Origin of the sequence: Streptomyces uncialis (assembly GCF_001905345.1) — a bacterium.
Classification (GTDB): Bacteria; Actinomycetota; Actinomycetes; order Streptomycetales; family Streptomycetaceae; genus Streptomyces; species Streptomyces uncialis.
In genome coordinates this window covers 63,219-81,495 of the sequence record NZ_LFBV01000013.1, presented here as the reverse complement: position 1 = coordinate 81,495, position 18,277 = coordinate 63,219, and the positions used below count along the sequence as shown (strand labels likewise).

Annotated in this window: 14 protein-coding genes; 6 read left to right on the top strand and 8 right to left on the bottom strand. The window is 73.3% G+C overall.

What is annotated here, in order from left to right:
* Positions 1-16: 16 nt before the first annotated feature.
* The 3 genes from AB852_RS36655 to AB852_RS36645 form a co-directional block, all read right to left on the bottom strand.
* Positions 17-1,336 carry an MFS transporter gene (locus AB852_RS36655; protein ID WP_073795779.1) on the bottom strand — a complete coding sequence of 440 codons (1,320 nt, stop codon included), beginning with the start codon at positions 1,334-1,336 and terminating at the stop codon, positions 17-19.
* A 107-nt stretch (positions 1,337-1,443) separates the two neighbouring features.
* Positions 1,444-1,905: a MerR family transcriptional regulator gene (locus AB852_RS36650; RefSeq protein WP_073795776.1), complete on the bottom strand. Its 462-nt coding sequence runs from the start codon at positions 1,903-1,905 to the stop codon at positions 1,444-1,446.
* Between the two features lie 128 nt (positions 1,906-2,033).
* Positions 2,034-2,849, bottom strand: coding sequence for an inositol monophosphatase family protein (locus AB852_RS36645; protein ID WP_073795773.1), 816 nt, complete (start codon positions 2,847-2,849; stop codon positions 2,034-2,036).
* A gap of 282 nt (positions 2,850-3,131) precedes the next feature.
* On the opposite strand from AB852_RS36645, the gene AB852_RS36640 reads away from it, so the two are divergent.
* The gene (locus AB852_RS36640) at positions 3,132-3,926 is read left to right on the top strand and encodes a DUF1963 domain-containing protein (protein ID WP_245877062.1); all 795 of its coding nucleotides are present in this window, start codon (positions 3,132-3,134) and stop codon (positions 3,924-3,926) included.
* Between the two features lie 83 nt (positions 3,927-4,009).
* On the opposite strand, the gene AB852_RS36635 is transcribed toward AB852_RS36640, so the two are convergent.
* On the bottom strand, positions 4,010-5,659 hold the full coding sequence (locus AB852_RS36635; protein WP_073795771.1) for a TlrC/CarA/OleB/SrmB family ABC-F type ribosomal protection protein: 1,650 nt from the start codon (positions 5,657-5,659) through the stop codon (positions 4,010-4,012).
* Between the two features lie 491 nt (positions 5,660-6,150).
* On the opposite strand from AB852_RS36635, the gene AB852_RS36630 reads away from it, so the two are divergent.
* The 3 genes from AB852_RS36630 (at position 6,151) to AB852_RS36620 (ending at position 9,191) form a co-directional block, all read left to right on the top strand.
* The gene (locus AB852_RS36630) at positions 6,151-6,819 is read left to right on the top strand and encodes a DedA family protein (RefSeq protein WP_329562539.1); all 669 of its coding nucleotides are present in this window, start codon (positions 6,151-6,153) and stop codon (positions 6,817-6,819) included.
* 410 nt (positions 6,820-7,229) lie between these two features.
* The gene (locus AB852_RS36625; protein ID WP_073795767.1) at positions 7,230-7,748 is read left to right on the top strand and encodes a GNAT family N-acetyltransferase; all 519 of its coding nucleotides are present in this window, start codon (positions 7,230-7,232) and stop codon (positions 7,746-7,748) included.
* A gap of 399 nt (positions 7,749-8,147) precedes the next feature.
* Positions 8,148-9,191: a hypothetical protein gene (locus AB852_RS36620; protein WP_073795765.1), complete on the top strand. Its 1,044-nt coding sequence runs from the start codon at positions 8,148-8,150 to the stop codon at positions 9,189-9,191.
* A gap of 91 nt (positions 9,192-9,282) precedes the next feature.
* Here AB852_RS36620 and AB852_RS36615 read toward each other — a convergent pair whose 3' ends face one another.
* Positions 9,283-10,521, bottom strand: a complete 1,239-nt coding sequence (locus tag AB852_RS36615) for a serine hydrolase domain-containing protein (protein WP_073795763.1) — start codon at positions 10,519-10,521, stop codon at positions 9,283-9,285.
* Between the two features lie 355 nt (positions 10,522-10,876).
* On the opposite strand from AB852_RS36615, the gene AB852_RS36610 reads away from it, so the two are divergent.
* A complete protein-coding gene (locus AB852_RS36610; protein WP_073795760.1) occupies positions 10,877-11,686 on the top strand; it encodes an AAC(3) family N-acetyltransferase in 810 nt (269 codons plus the stop codon).
* A 99-nt stretch (positions 11,687-11,785) separates the two neighbouring features.
* On the opposite strand, the gene AB852_RS36605 is transcribed toward AB852_RS36610, so the two are convergent.
* Complete coding sequence (locus AB852_RS36605; protein WP_073795758.1) at positions 11,786-13,660, bottom strand: glycerophosphodiester phosphodiesterase; 1,875 nt, start codon at positions 13,658-13,660, stop codon at positions 11,786-11,788.
* Between the two features lie 237 nt (positions 13,661-13,897).
* On the opposite strand from AB852_RS36605, the gene AB852_RS36600 reads away from it, so the two are divergent.
* A complete protein-coding gene (locus AB852_RS36600) occupies positions 13,898-15,814 on the top strand; it encodes a bifunctional serine/threonine-protein kinase/glutamate ABC transporter substrate-binding protein (RefSeq protein ID WP_342748524.1) in 1,917 nt (638 codons plus the stop codon).
* A 62-nt stretch (positions 15,815-15,876) separates the two neighbouring features.
* Here AB852_RS36600 and AB852_RS36595 read toward each other — a convergent pair whose 3' ends face one another.
* Together AB852_RS36595 and AB852_RS36590 are read right to left on the bottom strand one after the other, a co-directional pair.
* Positions 15,877-16,659, bottom strand: a complete 783-nt coding sequence (locus AB852_RS36595) for a sulfite exporter TauE/SafE family protein (RefSeq protein ID WP_073795755.1) — start codon at positions 16,657-16,659, stop codon at positions 15,877-15,879.
* Positions 16,660-16,976: 317 nt separating this feature from the next.
* Positions 16,977-18,230, bottom strand: a complete 1,254-nt coding sequence (locus tag AB852_RS36590) for a hypothetical protein (protein ID WP_107499461.1) — start codon at positions 18,228-18,230, stop codon at positions 16,977-16,979.
* Positions 18,231-18,277: the final 47 nt, after the last annotated feature.

Genomic DNA, 18,277 nt, shown 5'->3' with positions numbered 1-18,277 from the left:
TCCCGCCGCCTTCTCCTCAGCGGGACGGCGTGGACGACGGTCGCGCGCCGGACGTGGACCCGGAGTCGGGCTCGTGCTCTGAACCGGACCGGGGCCCAAGGCCCGACACCGAATCGGACCCGGAGCCCGGATCGGCGGCCGTACCGCTCGGGTAGCGGCGGACCGAGCAGGCGATGACCAGTGCCGCCAGCAGCCCGATACCGGTGGCGGTCACGGCGACCCCCGTACCGCCGTGCGCGGAGACCGCCCAGCCGCCGACGGCCGCGGCGACGGCGATACCGGCATAGAGACCGCTGGTGTTCAGGGCGACCGCCTCGGCCTCCGCGTCCCGGGCCAGTTGCAGGGCGCGGGTGTTCATCGGGGGGTTGAAGCCCCAGGCCGCGAATCCCCAGACGGCGAGGACGGCGGCGAGCAGCCAGACAGGGGCTTCGTCGGTGAGCACACCGGTCGCGGCCAGCGCCGCCGTGGCGGCCACCAGCCCGCCGAAGGTGGCCAGCAGGGCCAGGTCCGCGCCCCAGCGGTCGGTCAGCCGCCCGCCCAGGAAGGTCCCCGCGGCCCCGGACACACCGATGACGGAGATCAACAGGGCCAGGACCGCCCCACCGCTCCCGGTGATGTCGCGGGTGAGCGGGGCGATATACGTATAGGTCATCAGACCGCTGGACGCGCCCAGGACCGTGCCGGTGACACAGAGCAGCACGGCAGGCCGCGACAGGATGCGCAACTGGCGGCGGACACCGATCGCGGGTGCGCCGGGCAGCACGGGGAGCAGCCGCCAGGACGCGACGGCGACCGCCGTACTGAACAGGGCGACGGCGACGAACGTGGAACGCCAGCCGAAGGCCGAGGACAGCAGGGTGCCCAGCGGCACACCGACGAAGAGGGCGACGGTCAGTCCGGCGGCGACGGTACCGATCGCCCGCCCGACGCGTTCGGGGGCCGCGGCACGGGCCGCCACGGCGAACACCGCGGGGGTGATGGTCGCCGCGATCAGCGCGGTGACGATCCGCAGGAGGATCAGGCTCGTGTGGTCGGGGGCGAAGGCGGTGACGGCGTTGGCCGCCGCGAAGACGGCCAGACCGCCGACGATCAGGGGCTTGCGGGGCAGCCGCGCCGTGGCCACCGCGAGCGGGGGAGCGGCGAGGGCGTAGGTGAGGGAGAAGACGGTGACCAGTTGCCCCGCCGCCGCCTCACCGACGCCGAGGTCCGCGGCGATCTCGGGCAGCACACCGGCGATCACGAAGTCGTCGGTCCCGATGACGAATGTCGTCAGCAGCAGACATATCAGCCACCCCGTGCCGCGCTGACCTGCTGTGTTGTTGCTTCCGGAAGTCATGCGCCGACGCTAGGACCTTGACGCCTGTGTCAAGGTCAACCCTGCCCGCCCCGCCCCGCCCTTGCCCGCTTCCGCCACCTCGCCCCGGCCAGGTCCCCGGACTGTCGTCACGTCTCCCGTGCCCGCCGCGCCTTCGGTTCCTTCCGTGCCTTCGGCGTCTCCCGTGCCTTCGGTGCCTTCGGTGTCTGCCGGGAGTCGACAGCCGCGTCGACGGTGGCGCTGTGCCGGGCCAGTCGGTCCCTGAGTTCCTGGAGCCGGGCGATCCGGTGGTCCAGGGACTCCAGCCGCTTGTGGATGGTGTCGCTCTCGCCCGCACACCGCGGGGTCTGCGCGAGCGGCTGTTCCAGGCAGCCCCGTTCCAGATAGTGCAGCACGTCCTCGGTGGTCAGTCCCACCGCGAGGAGTTCCTTGATGTTGCGGGCGCGCACGAGCGCGGTCTCGTCGTACTCCCGGTACCCGTTGCTGTCACGCGTGGGGGACAGCAACCCCTGCTGCTCGTAGTAGCGCAGTGAGCGAGTGCTGGCGCCCACGCGCTCCGCGAGTTCCCCGATCCGCATCCGCATCGTCATCCCCACCCCATGTCCCCACATCCCCGCGTTCGCATGTCCGCATCCCGGTCTCCGGCGGCAGGCGGCGTGGTCCAGGGGAACACGGCGCTGCCGCGAACCCCATGACCGTGGCGACCCGCGTGCCGGGTTCAGCGTTCGGCCGGGACCTGGCTCCTGACCAGTTCCAGCAAGGTGGTGTGCGTCCGCCGGTCCGCCGCCACGATCAGCCCGTCCGCGCCGGTGCCCAGGGGCTGTCCGTGGAGCGCGGTCACCACACAGCCCGCGGCCTCGCACAAGGCGATCCCGGCGGCGAAGTGCACACTGTCGTACGGCCGTCCGTCGGTGACGTAGGCGGCCCTGCGCCCGGCGGCGACCCAGGCCACCGCGAGGGTCGTGGAGACGACCCGGGGCCGGAAGTGCTCGCCGAAGGCGGGGTCGGTGAGGAGACGGGCCGCCCGGAAATCCGGTGCGTTCGGGAACGGCGGATCGAGATTGACGTCCACCAGCCGCGAACCGGCCGACGGCACCAGCACCTCGTCCGCACCGCCGCGCCGCACCCGGGCGTGTTCACCGTCGGTCCAGAACACCTCGTCGTTGAACGGGTCGGCCGCGGCGGCCACGGTGGTGCCGGCCCCGGTTCGCAGCGCCACGTTCACCGCGACGAGCATCGTGCGCACGGCGTAGTTCAACGTCCCGCACAGCGGATCGACCAGCCATCGGCGCTCGGCGTCGGCCGCCCCGGTGCGCCCGCTCTCCTCGCCCGTCACGGCGTCATCGGGACGTGCGCCCCGAAGTACGTCCAGGACGGCCTTCTCCGCCGCGAGGTCCGCCGCTGTCGCGAAGTCACCGGCGCCCTTCTCGAACCGCGCCGACGGTTCCCCGTACATGTCACGGACCACGGCCGCACCCGCTTGCGCCGCCGCCACGGCCAGCCGCGCGTCGGATTCCCTGTTCGTGATCGGCATGCGCGCAGGATATCCGCGGCCGTCCCGTCGGGGTCGGGAGCCCGTACGAGTATCCGTACGAGTACGGGGGGAACCGGATCGGGGTCGCCACGATTGCGTGCGGGCTCCGGGCGCGGCCTGTACGTCTTCCCGCTGAAACGCGCGGCGCCAACTCCGAGGGGTCGCGGGGATGTCGACGCAATGAGCACGGTCGCGCCCGCCGCCGGTCCGGGCCCGCCGCGATGTCAGTGCCGACAGGTACGTTGCCGGGAGCCGACCACCGTCCCCGGGAGTGGAACCACCGTGATCCAAGGACCGCACACGACACCGCTCGACGTGGGTGAGCTGATACCCGGGCTGGCCGCCCTCGCCATGCGGACGACGATGCTGTCCCCGAAGCCCGGGGCGCCCGGGGTCGGTGACAGCTCCATCGGCGGCCCGTTGCTCTGGCCCGCCGGCGAGCCCTGGCCCTACTGCGAGCAGCCCGGACACCGGACCTCGTACGACGACGAGTCCCCGGCGGGTCCGGTCCCCGTGGTGCCGGTCGTCCAGTTGTTCGCGCGCGATGTGCCCGAACTGCGGTTCCCCGAGGGCAAGGACGTGCTGCAAGTGGTCTGGTGCCCGCTGATCCACCCCGAGGAGTCGTACGTCGCGCTCCCCGCGTTGCACTGGCGCGACGAGGCCGAGGCCCGGGCGGCCGGTGTCCTGCGGGACGTCCCCGAGCCGCCCGGGGGCGAGTACGAACTGGACTTCATGCCGCGTCCTGCGTGCACCCTGACACCGACCGTCGTCGTCGACTACCCGGACAAGGACCTGCCCGGTGAACTCCTGCCGTACGTGGTGGAGTTCGAGGAGAAGTACGGTTCCTTCTACAACGAGGTGGCGTGTGTGTCCCGGAACAAGGTCGGCGGCTACCCGGCGTGGACCCAGCCGCCCGACTGGCCGTCCTGCGACGAGGGCCACCGGATGGAACACCTCCTGAGCGTCACCGGGGAGGAACATCTCGACATGGCCATGGGCGACGCGGGCGGCATCTATCTCTTCCTGTGCCGACAGTGCCCGGAACTCCCCAACGCGTACCGGTACGACTGCCACTAGCGCCTGCCCGGAGGTCCGGCCCGCAGCCGACGGCCCTCACCCCTCCGGGCGGCGCGGCTTCCCGGCCGCCGCACGGCCGTGGTCTACCGGCCGCCGGTGACGGCGCCCTCGCGCAGTTCCAGGCGTGAGCCGGTGAACCGTGACCGCATCCGGCGGTCGTGGGTGACCAGCACCACCGCGCCCGCGTAGCCGGTCAGCGCCGCTTCCAGGTCCTCCACCAGCGCCGGGGAGAGATGGTTGGTCGGCTCGTCCAGCAGCAGCAGATCCACCGGTTCGCTGACCAGCCGCGCCAGTTCGATACGGCGCCGCTGTCCGTACGACAGCTCGCCGACGCGCAGCCCGAGCGTGTCCGGGCCGAACAGGCCGAGCGACAGCAGCCGGTCGGCGTGCGTGTCCCGGTCACCGGGGCGGCCGTGGGCGAACGCCCCCAGTACGGTCAGCGACCGGGGGAACGGGGTCTCCTCCTGCCGTAGATGCCCCACCCTTCCGGATACGTGTGCCGCACCGGCGTCCGGCCGCAGTTCCCCGGCCAGCAGCCGCAGCAGGGTGGTCTTGCCGGCGCCGTTGGGGCCGGTGACCAGCAGCCGTTCGGACGGGCCGATGCGCAGCTCCGGGACATGCAGCCGTCCGGTCACCACGACACCGTCGAGCCGCGCGACCGGCCCTTCGCCGCCCGGACCGCCCGCGGTGGTGATGCGGGTCATGAAGGAGAGCGGGTCGGACGGTGGCGCCACCGGGTTCGCGGTGAGCCGCTCCAGCCGCTCCTTGGCGTTGCGGACCCGGCTCATCGCACCATGTGCGCGCCCCCGCGCACGGAACCCGCCGTAGCCGAAGATCGCCTTCGGCATCCTGCGCGGGATGCCGTCCAGCCGGGCGATGTTGGACTCGGCCAGACGGCGGCTGCGGTCGAGATCGCGACGCCACTCGTCGTACCGCTGCCGGTGCCGACGGCGTTCGGCGGCCTTGGCGGCGAGATAGCCGGCGTAGCCGTTGCCATGGCGTGTCACCCGTCCGCCGTCGACCTCCAGGACCGTGGTGGTGAGCCGTTCCAGGAAGACCCGGTCATGGGTGACCACGACGACGGTGCCGCGATGGGCCCGCAGACGCTCCTCCAGCCAGCCGACCGCCTGGTCGTCGAGGTCGTTGGTCGGCTCGTCCAGGAGCAGCAGCTCCGGCCGGGACGCCAGTGTCGCGGCCAGCGCCAGCCGCGACCGCTCGCCGCCGGAGAGTGTCCCCAGCCGCCGGTCCCGGGCCAGCCCCGGCAGGCCCAGCCCGTGCAGCGCGGTGTCCACACGGGCGTCGGCCCGGTAGCCGTCGCGTGCCTCGTACCGCTCGGTCAGCCGCGCGTACACGGCGAGGCGGTCTTCCAGTGCGGCGCCCGTGGGAGCCTCGGTCAGCGCGGCCTCCGCCCGCCGCAACGCAGCGTCCAACACACGTAGTTCGGCCAGTGCCGCGTCCACGGCGTCCTGGACGGTGGCCTCGGGCGGCAGCCCAGACGACTGGGCGAGATACCCGGAGCCGCCGGGCGCGGACACGGTCACCTCGCCCGCGTCGGGGCGTTCCGCCCCGGCGAGAAGCCGGAGCAGGGTGGACTTCCCCGCACCGTTGTCACCGACGACGCCCGCCTTCTCACCGGGCGCGAGACCGAAGGACACCTGGTCGAGCACGGTGCGGTCGTCGTACCGCTTGGTGGCGGCGTGCAGGAAGAGCTGTGCGGAATGTGCTGGGTGCATGGGAAAGCCCCTGTTCTCGGCCAGGCCGGAAGAACGGATTCGAGGACGGATCAACGCGACGACGGCGGAGCACAGCTCGACACGGTCGCGCGGGGGGCCGTCACAGAGTTCCCATACACCTCAACATAGGCGGGCGCGGCCTCGGCGTTCAAGGGGATTTCCCCGGTCGGCAGACCCTTGCCGGGCCGGGGCGGACACCTGGGGCGGCCCGCGTCCGCGCCCGTGTGCGCGCCCGTGTGCGCAGACGGGATCGCGCGCAGACGGGATCGCGCGCAGGCGGAATTGGCTGCTCAGGCGGATGTGGGGGAGGGTGGGTGGGGGACCCCAACGAAAGTGGGTACCGGAGCTGGACGTTGGTCCGGTGCGGGGCGGCGAGCGGGGGACCTAGGCTCGGTACCGGCCTGGGCGAGGGCCTTCCGGTGGGTTCGACCTGCGGAAACGTCCTCGGCCCGGTGCGTCGTCCAGCAATGACCGATCCATGGGAGTACACGTTGTCCGCTCTGCCGCTCGCCTCCTCCGCCGAACCCGAACTCGACGGTCTCGCCGGTACGCTGGTCGACCTGATGGAGGACCTGGGCGGGCCCGGCGCCGGTATCGCCGTCTTCGCGGAGAACCTTTTCCCGCCGCTCCCCAGCGAACTGTTCCTTCCCCTGGCCGGGTTCACCGCGAGCCAGGGACGGATGAGCCTGGCCGAGGCGCTGATCTGGACGACCCTGGGTTCGGTCGTCGGCGCCCTCGCGCTGTACGGCTTCGGCGCGCTCCTCGGCCGGGACCGGCTGCGCCGGATCATCGCGAAGATCCCTCTGATGAAGGTCTCCGACTACGACCGCACCGAGGAGTGGTTCGCCAAGCACGGCACCAAGGCCGTCCTGTTCGGGAGGGTGCTGCCGATCTTCCGCAGTCTGATCTCGATCCCCGCCGGAGTCGTCCGGATGCCGATCTTGACCTTCGTGGCTCTGACCGCGCTGGGGAGCGCGGTCTGGAACACCGTCCTGGTCATGGCCGGATACAGCCTCGGCAACAACTGGCACCGGGTCGAGGGTTACGCGGGAATCATGGAGCGGGTCGTGCTCGGCGGTGTCGCCCTCGGTCTCGTCGTGTTCGTCTGGACCCGGGTCTCCGGGCTGCGGAAGGAGAAGCGCGCCCGACAGGTGAAGTGAACGAGGGGGAGGATCGGGGGAGGGACGCCCGCCGGGTGTCCGTCGGGTGACCATCTGGTCGCCCCTTCCCCACGTCCTGTTCCGCGCCGCTCCGGTTCCCCTCCCGGTCCGGGATTCCGCCCGGCCTGTTCGGAGGGGCCGGGTCGCGTGGAGCACCAGGGCCGCGGTCTCGGCAAGGCGGTCATGAAGCGCTCACCGATGAGCTGGGGCGGCGGGCGCCCAAGGGTGCCTATGCCTTCCCCATCGCGGACGACGAGGCGCGCCACCTCTACGCGCGGTACGGGTTCACCGGGGCCACCCCGGCATCCGTGGGCGTGCACCGCCTGGTCTGAAGGCCCGCCGATGTCGCCCTCTCCGGTCCTCCGAGGGCGGTCGGGGAGTCGTTGACCTGCGGATGTGATACTCGAACCATGGCATCACGTAGGACAGGGCGCGGCCGACGTGCGGCAGGCCCTGCCCCGGTACGGATCGCGCGTGCCACCGCCCGGGACGCCAAGCGGCTCACCGCGATGGTCCGGGGCTCGCGTGCCTATGAGGGGCCGTACGCGCCGATGATCGCGGGGTACCGGGTGGGTCCCGACTACATCGAGGCCCACGAGGTATTCGCGGCGCTGGGGGAAGGCCCGGAGGAAGGGGCGCTCCTCGGTTTCTACGCCCTGCTCCTCGGCCCGGCCGAGCTCGACCTGATGTTCGTCGCGGACCGGGCGCAGGGCCGGGGGATCGGCCGCGCGCTCGTCGCGCACATGCTGGACCGGGCGCGGGAAGCGGGGCTCGACACCGTGCGCGTCGTCTCCCATCCGCCGTCCGAGGGCTTCTACCTCGCAGCGGGCGCGCGGCGCACCGGCACCGTCGCGGCGAGGCCGCCCGCCGTCCACTGGGACCGGCCCGAGCTCGTCTTCTCCGTACCGCGGGCCGACGACCGGGGCTGAGCGGGACGGGCCCGCGACGACCGCTGGGTGCGGGACGGGGCCCGCCGGGTGCCGGACGGGCCCACGGCGACCGAGGCCGAGCGGGACGGCCCGCGACGAACCGCGAGGACGCGGGACCGGCAGGTGTGACCGGGCGCGGGGCACGGCCCCCGCCGGACGCGGGGTGCGGTGACGGGAGCGTTCAAGAGACGCGGCGACAGGGCTTTCTCGCTCGAACTCCCGTTCCTTGCTGAGCAGTTCGGGTGTCCGGTCCCCTCCGCTGCGACATACTGGCGGCGTCGAAGCGGTTCCCACGGGGCCGTGTTCGCGACGTTCCGCGCGGGAGCGCGCGGAGGTGACCCGACCGGGGACGCGTGCCGTGCGGGGAGCGATGAACCCGGACCCATCAGGAGGAACTCCATGCCCGAGGTCAAGGAAAGCCCGCGCGTCGCCGTGTACGGGCTGGGGGCGATGGGGCTGGAGATCGTCAGGATTCTCTACCGCCGCCACGCGCGCGTCGTCGCGGGGATCGTCCGCCCCGGGTCCGACAAGGACGGGCGGGACCTGGGGGACCTGGCCGGTGTCCCCGGACTCACCTTCCCGGCCCGTGGCGACGCCTCGCAGGCCCTGCACGAGGCCGCGCCCGACATCGTGGTCGTCACCGTCAGCACCTACCTCGACGACACCCAGTTCGGGATCTTCTCGACCGCGGTCCGCGCCGGGGCCCATGTGATCACGCTGGCCGAGGAGATGCTGTACCCCTTCGCCACCGACAACCCGCTGGCCCGGGAGCTGGACACGCTGGCCCGGGAGCACGGTGTGACCGTGACGGGCACGGGGCACCAGGACGCCTACTGGGTCAACCTCATCAGCGTGCTGGCGGGGTCGACCCATGACCTCGGCGGGATCGAGGGCCGGCTCGCCTGGAACGTCGACGACTTCGGCCCCGCCCTCGCGGAGCAGCAGCGGGTCGGCACGACCACCGAGGACTTCAGCCGCTGGCTGGCTGGCACAGAACGGCCGCCGAGCTTCACCCACTACTCGCTGTACGCCCTGGCCGCAGCCGTCGGTCTGACCCCGGACGGCACCGCGGAATGCGTGACCGAGCCGGTGCTCGCCGAGCGGGACATCCACAGCAAGGCCCTGGGCACGACGGTGCGCAGCGGGACCCTTCTGGGCTACACCGACACCGACACCCTGCGGACAAAGGAAGGGATCACGCTCTCCGTCAGCTCGCAGGGGAAGGTCTACGACGAGCATGAGACGGACTACAACGAGTGGCGGGTCACGGACGGATCGGGCAAGCCGACACTGCATCTGCGCAACAGTGATCTGAGTACGGCGCACACCACCTGCGCCAGCCTCGTCAACAGGATCCCGGACGTCATCGCGGCGAGGCCGGGAATCGTCACCGTGGACCAGCTGCCCCAACTGCGCTACTGGACGGGCCTCCATCTGGCCTGACCTGGCCCGACCTGGCCGTAGGGCGGTCCTGGCCCGGTGCGCCGCCCGCCGCCGGACCGGGTCACCCCGATGCGGCGGCGGGCGCCGGGCGCTACGCCGCGCCACCCTTCCCCGTACAGGCGACGGCCTCGTTCAACCGGGTGACGATCGCGTTGGTGTCGGCCCTGCCGTACAGGCTCACCGCGGTGACGCCCTGCCGGTGGCCGTCCGCGTCACCGAACAGATAGGCCGCACTGCCGTGTATGCCGCCCGCGTGGCCCCACAGCGGCCCGCAGCCCAGCCCGTCGAGTGAGTCGAGGCGCTGGATTCCCAGCCCGTACCGCACGCCGAGCCCGGTCGGGACGGTGCGCTTCATCTCGGTCAGCTCGGCGGGGCGCAGCAGGGTGCCGCGGAACAGGGCCGAGTGGAAACGTGCCAGGTCGGCCGTGGAGGAGACACCGGCCCCGCCCGCCCCGGCGACGGACGGGTTCAGCTCGGTGGTGTCCACCGGACCGGACGGCAGCCGGGTGTAGTTGCGGGCGTGCGGGCCCCGGATCAGGGGTGAGGCGGATGGCATGGACGTGTCCCGCAGCCGCAGTGGGTGGACGATCCGCCGTTCCACCTCCTGGTTCCAGGTGCGGCCCGTCACTCGCTGGACGAGCATCCCGGCGACGAGGTAGTTGGTGTTGGAGTACCGCCAGCCCTGCCCCGGCGGGAAGTGCGGGGCACGCTCGGACGCCTCGGCCACCATCGTCGCCGCCGAGTACGTCCGCCAGCGGTCGGTACGCACCCAGCGCGCGAGCCCGGCGTCGTCCACGGGGACGTACCGGGGGTCGTCGGTGTAGTCGTACAGGCCGCTCGTGTGGTTGAGCAGTTGGCGGACGGTGATGCGGTCACCGTCGGGGAGCACTCCGGGCAGGTAGGTCTCCACGGGCTCGTCGAGCGTTATCCGCCCCTCGCCGACCAGTTGGAGCACCACCGTGGCGGTGAAGGTCTTGGTGATGCTGCCGATCCGGAACCGTCCGTCCGGGTCGACCTGCCGCCCGGTGCCCCGCACGGCCGTGCCGGCGGCGCCCTTCCACACCGTACGGCCGCCCTCCACGATCCGGGCCATGTCCCAGGTGGCCGCCCCGCTGTCTACCACCGTCCGCAGTACGCGCAGCCGTTCGGCCGGATCGACGCCGGTGACCCGGGCTGGCGCACCGGCACCCGGCGCGACGGCGGTCGTCGTGGCGGGTGCGGCGGGTGCCTGCGGGGCCAGGGTGCCCACCAGGCCGGCTGTGGCCAGCATCAGCACCCCGGCGCGCGTGGCGGCCCGTCGGGACATCGAGTTCGGCGAGCGGTCGTTCATCCAAGGTCTCCTTACCTCGTGCGGGACACCTCGCGTGTCCACCGTCGTACGCCACCGGCGGACCCGCCCGTGGACGGGCGCGGCTCCGTGGCGGCACGGCCTTCCGGGTACGCCGGTGCGGGGGGCACGGGTGGGCGGACGCGGTGGTGGGCGCCGTGGTGGCGGGGCCACCGCCCCGGGGTTCGGCCGTACTTGGAGCGTAGGAAGGGAGACGGGTGCCCCACCATGGCGCGCGCCCCCCGTCCGCACGGGAGCGGGATACCCCCTCGTGGTGGAGTCCGCTCCACCTTGCCCGCAGCCCAGCGGCTCTGAAATCCGTTGGTCGGGACGGCGCGGGCGGTGCACACTCGCCGTCATGTCTACGACGCTCCAGGCCGGGCCGCTCTGTACACGTGAGTCGCTGGCCCATGAACTGCGGGGGCTGGGCGTGACCCCCGGCGAGACCTTGCTCGTGCACTCCTCCCTCGGTTCGCTGGGCTGGGTGTGCGGCGGCGCCGTCACCGTCGTCCGCGCGCTCCTCGATGTCCTGGGTACGGACGGGACCCTCGTGGTGCCGACGCACTCCGGTGACAACTCGGACCCCGCCGGGTGGGTGAACCCGCCGGTGCCCGAGTCATGGTGGGCGGACATCCGCCGGTCGATGCCCCCGTACGACGCGGACCTCACCCCCTGTTTCGGGGTCGGGATCGTCCCGGAGACGGTGCGCGGCTGGCCGGGAGCCGTGCGCAGCGCGCATCCGCAGACCTCCTTCGCGGCCGTCGGCCCGCGTGCCACGGGCATCACGGACGGCCACGCACCGGACTGCCGCCTCGGGGAGCGCAGCCCGCTCGCCCGGCTGGAGGCGGCCGGGGCGCGGGTGCTGCTGCTCGGGACGGGCTACGGCGCCTGCACCGCGTTCCATCTGGCCGAGTACCGGGTGCCGTCGCCGACGGCCGACAACTCCTTCGCGGTCATGACGTCCGGGGGCCGCCGCTGGACCACCGTGCGGGACGTCGCGATCCGCGAGGACCGGTTCGACGAGCTGGGCGCGGCGTTCGAGAAGGAACACCCCGTGGTCCGTGGCCCGGTGGGCGCGGCCGAGGCCCGGCTGTTCCCGCTCGCCGACGCGGTCACCCACGCCACCGGCTGGCTCGCGGAGCACCGGCCGTGGCCCGCGCATGACTGATCCGGTGCGGCGCCCGCGGTCCGCCGGCGTGGCATCCCTGGTCCGCTCGCGCGGCACCCCGGGGTCACTTGACGGCGCTTCTCGTGCAGCGCCGTCGCCTCACCCGCCGGCGAGCGCGCGGGCCTCCTTCGCGATCAGCGCCGCGCGTGGCGCGGGCAGGCCCCGGCCGTGCTCGGCCCAGCGGGCCAGCTGCCGGTAGTGGCCGTGGCCCAGCATGGTGGTGAGGGTCGCGACATGGTGGTCGGTGGCGCCCGAGGTCAGGATCAGATGGGCCAGCCCGGTCCGGGACGCCCGGAGGGTGAAGGCCGACTCGGCGGTGGCCGTGCCGCCGGGACCGGTGACCGTGGCCCGCAGGGTGTGCCCACCGGCGCCGAGCGCGGTCAGGTCCAGCGGCTCGCCCGCCTCGACCGGACGGCCGTCCAGCGTCAGCCGCGTCGAGGCGGCGCCCGACGACTGCACGGCCGCCACCGGCGCCTGCGCCCGGTCCAGCCGCGCGCCGGGGGCCGGGGAAGTCACCGTCACCGCCGGTGCCGTGGGACGGTGCTGGCCCGACGCCGCGTTCCAGCCGACGAGTTCGGCGGGCCGATTGGTGATGACGGCGTCCACACCGGCCTCCTCCAGGGCCGCCCAGCGGTCGGGACTGTCGACGGTCCACACCATCACCGCGACTCCGGCGTCCCGCAGTTCGGCCACCGCCCCGGGCCGCGCGCCCAGCGCCGCGTCGGACGGGTTGTACGAGGTGAGGCCGAGTTCCCTCGCCACGGCCACCGGATCGGCGTCCAGGGTGCCGCGCAGCAGACCCAGGGGAAGTTCGGGCGCCAGCTCACGGGTGTACCGGAGCGCGTCGGGCTCGAAGCTCTGCACGAAGACCCGGTCGGTCATCCGCTGCTCACGGATGATCCGGACGATCGTGGCGACCTCGTCGCGGGAGTGCCTGCCCTTGATCTCCAGCAGCATGTCACCACCCCGCTCCCGCAGATCGCCCAGCTGCGCCGCGAGGGTGGGCACCCGGTTCCCGGCGAAGGCGGGACCGAACCACGACCCGGCGTCCAGCGCGTCCAGTTGGGCCGAGGTCAGCTCGCGGACCGCCCCGCTGCCGTCGGTGGTGCGGTCGACGGTGCTGTCGTGCAGCACGTACGGGACGCCGTCCTTGCTGGGCTGGACATCGTTCTCGATGTACTCGGCCCCGCCACGGCGACCCACCTCGTCGGCGACCAGGGTGTTCTCCGGCGCCGCGGACGAGGCGCCGCGGTGCGCGATCACGGTCAACGGGGCACCCGGCGGACGGAGATGGCCCCGGTCGGGCAGCGCCGTGATCCGCAGATCGTCGAAGGACACGGTCGCGCCGTTGACGACGAGCGCCTCGACACCGTCCGCCGAACGGGCCACCCGGCTGGTACGCAAGGCCTCACGCCCGTCGACGGACCAGCGAGCCCGGGAACCATGGACCTCCACCGCGAGCCGCACGTCACGGCCGGTGCCGACGGCCGACGGGGCCGGTCCGGTGTCGGTCACGTCCCAGGTGTTCCCGGCCGTACGCCGGGCGAACTCCAGTCCGTTCGCGGCGGTGGTACCGCTGCGCACGGTGGCCAGCGACCACGGCACCGAACCGTCCGCGGGCACGTCCATGCCCAGCGCGGCCCACCGGGAGGGGTCCGTCACCGACTCGAACCGGGCGGTCACCTCCATCCGGAAGTTCTTCAGACGCGCACCGAAGGTGATCCGGCTCAGGACCCCGGAATGGGCGGACGAGCCGTGCAACCGGCCGTCCCGCACCTCCCAGTTCCCCTCGACGGCACGGAATCCAGGGGGCAGCGCCGTACCGGGGAACCCGGTGGACAGCACCACCTCCTTCCCGGCCGCCCCCCTGCCCTCCTCGGTGGGAACGGCCCCCGCGGGCACGGGGACGGACAGGGCGGTGAGCGTGGCGGTCACCAGGAACGCGGCTGACGTACGAAGCGATCGGACTGACATGCCAGGAAAGGTAGGGACCCCGGACGAACGGCCGTGTACCCGTGGGAGAACAGCGCCCGGCGGTCGCGTGACCGCATCCGTACCGGGCCCTTTCCGGCCTTCCGGGCACTCGTTGCCACATCCGCTGTCGAGGCACTTCCCGGGTGTGGCAGAGTCGGGCCGCGAGCCGGTCCGGGGGGCCGGCGGGCCGTGGTGACCGGATACGGCACCCCGGCCGAGTGGTGAGGGAGACTTGTTGTGGCGCGGGTGATCGACGGCCGGTTCGAGCTGCTGACACGGCTCGGCGGCGGTGGCATGGGACTGGTGTGGCGGGCGCGCGACCTGGCGCTGAACCGCGAGGTGGCCCTGAAGGAGGTACGCCCCCCGGACCCGGCGCTCGCCGAGTACGACCCCGAGGGCGCCCGCGCGCTGCGCGCCCGGGTACTGCGCGAGGCCCAGGCCCTGGCCCTGATCGACCACCCCAATGTGGTCACCATCCACCACATCGTGGACGGCGGCGAACACCCCTACCCCTGGCTCGTCATGGAGCTGGTCACCGGGGGCTCGTTCCAGGAGCGGCTCGACCAGGGTGGCCCCCTCTCCCCGGTGGCGGCGGCCGGGATCGGGCGCGGGGTGCTCGCCGGGCTGCGGGCCGTGCATGCCGCGGGCATCCAGCACCGGGACATCAAACCCCCGAACATCCTGCTGCGCCCGGACGGCCGTCCCGTTCTCACCGACTTCGGCATCGCGGCCATCCAGGGCTCCACCGCCCTCACGATCGCCGGTTCCGTCATCGGCACCCCCGACTACATGGCCCCCGAACGAGTCGGCGGTCAGGACGGCGGCCCGGCGGCCGACCTCTGGTCGCTGGCCCTGATGCTCTACGTCGCGGTCGAGGGCCGCCATCCGCTGCGCCGGGCCAACACCCTCGCCACCCTCGCCGCGGTGCTCAGCGAGGACGTGCCACCGCCCCGGCAGGCCGGCCCGCTGGCGTCGGCCCTGATGGCCGTCCTGGTACGGGACCCGGCGGCGCGGCCCGACGCCGAGGAGCTGGACGAACTGCTGGCCGCAGCGGAGTCGGGGACGACGGCGGTGCCCAGTTCCCCGCGCGGTACGCCTCCGGGCCCGGCCGCGCAGCCGGATCCGGACGTCGTTCCCGGTGAGCCGACCTCCTACGCCCTGGCCCCCCCCGAGCGGCCCGCCGAGCCTGCCGACTCGTCCCCGTCCCCCTCCCTGTCGCCGTCTCCGTCCCGGCGGGAGCCCTCCGTGGTTCTTTCCCGGCCCCCCGGGCCGCCGCCTTCGGGGGACCCGCGGCGGATCCGGCGCAGACGCGGCTTCGCGTACGCGGCGCTCGTGGCCGTCCCGCTCGTCGGCGTCCTCGTGTGGAACCTGCTCCCGGACAGCGGCGACGACCCCGACGCCGCGGGCGGCGGACGTTCCACCAAGTCGCCCCAGGTGTCCGGTTCGAGCGGTGCCGGGCAGCTGACCGTCGGGATCAAGTTCGACCAGCCCGGCTTCGGGGAGCGGGACCAGGACGGCAAGTTCAAGGGCTTCGACGTGGACGTGGCCACCTACATCGCCCGCCATCTGGGCCGCGACCCCGCCGACATCGTGTGGAAGGAAGCCGTGGGCATCGAACGCGAGTCGATGCTCAAGGAGCAGGAGGTCGATCTGATGGTGGCCACGTACACGATGAACGATCGCCGGGAGGAGGAGATCGACTTCGTCGGCCCCTACCTCGTGGCCCATCAGGACGTGCTGATGAGCGTCGACAACATGGCCATCGCCAGGCCGTACCATCTGAACGGCAAGAAGGTCTGCTCGGTGACCGGTACCTCTCCCGGGCGCACTCTCCAGAACACGGTCGCCACCCAGGCCGTGCTCGTGGAGCGTCCCGGATACACCCAGTGCCTGACCGATCTGGCGAACGGCACGGTGGACGCGGTCACCACCGACGATGCCCTGCTCGCCGGGTACGCGGAGCTGAACCCCGGCAAGTACCGTCTCGGCGGCTTCAAGATGAGCGACGAGAGGTACGGCATCGGCCTTCCGCCGAACAGCCTCCTCAAGCAGAGGGTGCAGGCGGCGCTGGACAAGATGATCGCGGACGGCTCCTGGAAGAAGGCCCTGACACGCAACCTCCCGCTGCTGCAACGGGACTCACCGACTTCGTGACACTCCGGTAGGGCGCGACCCCGGGGCGCGGTGTCCGGCGGGCCGCGCCGCCCGGTGGAACGTCACGCCAGCGTCTGGGCCGCGTACACCGCCCCGGTCGTCGTGGCGAGGGTGCCGAGGAGGAGCCGTAGCGCGGTGTCGGGGAGGCGGGGCTGGAGCAGGGCGCCGAGGTAGCCGCCGACCAGTCCGCCGAGACCGCAGGACAGGCCGAGGAACCAGTCCGGGGCGACGGTCCCGTCGCTGACGAGCGACAGCAGTGCGAAGGTGGCGGCGCCGACCACCGAGGTCGTGAAGGTCGCGGCGAGCGCCGCGGGCGCGACCCGGGCGACCGGCATCCCCCGGCCGACGAGCACCGGCCCCAGGAGGGAACCGCCGCCGATGCCGTAGATCCCGCCGACCACACCGACGGCGAGGGCGAGGGCGGTGACCGTCCGCGGGGACGGTTCGCCGCCCGGTCCGCTCCGGGCCGGTCGCAGGGTGCGGGCGCACAGCCACAGGCCCAGGGGCAGCAGCAACGCGGCGATGAGCAGCCGGAAGACGGCGGGACCGGGCAGGACGAACACCCGCAGCGCGGCCCCGGCGACCACACCCGGGAGTGTGCCGAGGACCAGACGCCGGGTCAGCGGGCCGCGCAGGGTGCCGTGCCGCCGGTAGCGCCACAGGGCGCCGGGCCCGGCGACGACGTTGAAGAGCAGATTGGTCGGGGTGACCGCCGGGTTGGGCACGCCGAACACACTGAGCTGGACCGGGAGCAGGAACACCGCGCCCGACACCCCCACCGGCGCGGTGACCACCGCGATCAGCAGTCCGGCGGTCAGTCCGCCCAGCCCGGCCACCCAGTCCACAACAGCCCCCCGGCGCGACGACGTCGGCCATCAGTATCCCCGCCGCGTCCGTCCGCCAGCGTCCGTGTCCGGGCCCGCAACCCGCAACCCGCAACCCGCAACCCGTACCCGTACCGCTCCGGCCCGCGCTCGTCCCTGTCCCCGTGCCTTCCCCGACTTGTCCCTGATCCGGCAGCCCGTGCCTGTGCCTGTGCCCGGCCCGTGTTCGTTCCGCCCTCGCCCTTGTTCCGGCCGCTCCGGCCCGTCCCCGTCCCGTCCCCGACCCCGCCCCGTCCTCGTTCCGGCCGTGCCGCCCGGCTTCCGTCCCGTCCCGGGTCTCAGCGGCCGACGGGGTCCTCGTGGGCCGCGTCCCCGGGCTGTACCAGGGCGAGATGGCCGCCGTCGTCGAGCGGGGTGGGCACCCGCAGTGTGGTGACATGGGTCCCGGCCGTCGAGTCGATCACCTCGATCTCGCCGTGGCCGCCCCGGCTCACGGCGATGAGCGGGCCGCCGGGTGAGGCGGCGATCGCCCGGCGCTGCACCCCGTCCCAGGGGGTGCCGCCCCGCTTGGGCGCGCCGTCCATCGGGGGCAGCGCGATCCGCGCGCTGATGCGCGGCCCTTCGGGATCGAGCAGGATCAGCTCGTCCCCCTCCGGGTGGACCCGCGCGTAGGCGACCCGCCGCGCGGCGACCGCGAGCCGGAAGACCAGCCCGCGGCCCAGCGCGAGCCGGCCGGTGGTGCGCCGGTCGAGGGCGTGCCACCAGGCGCCGTTCTCCCATTCGGGCCAGCGTCCCGGGTCGGCGGGACCGGAGCGGACGCAGGACCACAGCAGCCGGCGGACCGGGTCGAGCCGCAGATAGTAGCCGCGTCCGGGGCCGCCCCAGCCGAGCGGGGTGCCGGTGGTGAGCCCGTCGCCGGCGCGGCGGGCGCGGTGGACTCCGGAACCGGCGGCGGCGTACAGCGTTCCCGTGCGCGGGTCATGGGCGTCGCCGTGCCCGTCGTCGTCGGACAGCCGAAGGCCGCCGGCCGGTACGGCGGGCGGGCAGGACGGCCCGGCGGCCAGCAGATCGGCGTGCCGGTAGGCGGTCAGCGAGCCGGGCTCACGGTGCCGCAGCACGACGAGGGCGTCCTCGGCGCCCGGCCCGCTCGGGGCGAGGACCGTGACCCCGGGCTCCCCGACCCGCGTCCGGACCCGCGCCGACCGGGGCGCCGCGGGGTTCGTGAGGTCGATCACGGTCAGCAGATCGCTCCACGGCTCATCGTTGCGGCCCAGCCCGGTGGTGACCGCGAGCAGCCTTCCCGACGGGTCGGCGGCCAGATGTTCGGCGGGCGCGGCCACCGGCACGGTCGCCGTGACGAGGGGCCGTCCCCGGTCGGGGCCGTAGGGGTCGAGGACGACGAGTTCGCCCGCCAGGTCGTCGACGAAGGCGGTGCGTCCCCCGGGCAGCGCCAGGAATCCGGCGTGCTCGGCGAGGTGGCGGCCCTCGACCAGCCCCGCCGTCTCACCGGACGGGAGATCCAGCACCCGTATGTTCCCGGCCACTTGATCGGCGACGAGGAGTCGGGGCGGGGTGACGGGCACGGGCGGCATGGCGGCTCCTGGTCGGGGCGGGGGAGGGGGCGTGACCCATTCTATTG

What these genes read in the sequence shown, in the direction of transcription:
- AB852_RS36655 (WP_073795779.1), bottom strand. Translation starts at nt 1,336, where the DNA reads ATGACTTCCGGAAGCAACAACACAGCAGGTCAGCGCGGCACGGGGTGG.
- AB852_RS36625 (WP_073795767.1), top strand. Translation starts at nt 7,230, where the DNA reads ATGGCATCACGTAGGACAGGGCGCGGCCGACGTGCGGCAGGCCCTGCC.
- AB852_RS36590 (WP_107499461.1), bottom strand. Translation starts at nt 18,230, where the DNA reads ATGCCGCCCGTGCCCGTCACCCCGCCCCGACTCCTCGTCGCCGATCAA.
- AB852_RS36645 (WP_073795773.1), bottom strand. Translation starts at nt 2,849, where the DNA reads ATGCCGATCACGAACAGGGAATCCGACGCGCGGCTGGCCGTGGCGGCG.
- AB852_RS36605 (WP_073795758.1), bottom strand. Translation starts at nt 13,660, where the DNA reads ATGTCAGTCCGATCGCTTCGTACGTCAGCCGCGTTCCTGGTGACCGCC.
- AB852_RS36615 (WP_073795763.1), bottom strand. Translation starts at nt 10,521, where the DNA reads ATGAACGACCGCTCGCCGAACTCGATGTCCCGACGGGCCGCCACGCGC.
- AB852_RS36610 (WP_073795760.1), top strand. Translation starts at nt 10,877, where the DNA reads ATGTCTACGACGCTCCAGGCCGGGCCGCTCTGTACACGTGAGTCGCTG.
- AB852_RS36635 (WP_073795771.1), bottom strand. Translation starts at nt 5,659, where the DNA reads ATGCACCCAGCACATTCCGCACAGCTCTTCCTGCACGCCGCCACCAAG.
- AB852_RS36620 (WP_073795765.1), top strand. Translation starts at nt 8,148, where the DNA reads ATGCCCGAGGTCAAGGAAAGCCCGCGCGTCGCCGTGTACGGGCTGGGG.
- AB852_RS36650 (WP_073795776.1), bottom strand. Translation starts at nt 1,905, where the DNA reads ATGACGATGCGGATGCGGATCGGGGAACTCGCGGAGCGCGTGGGCGCC.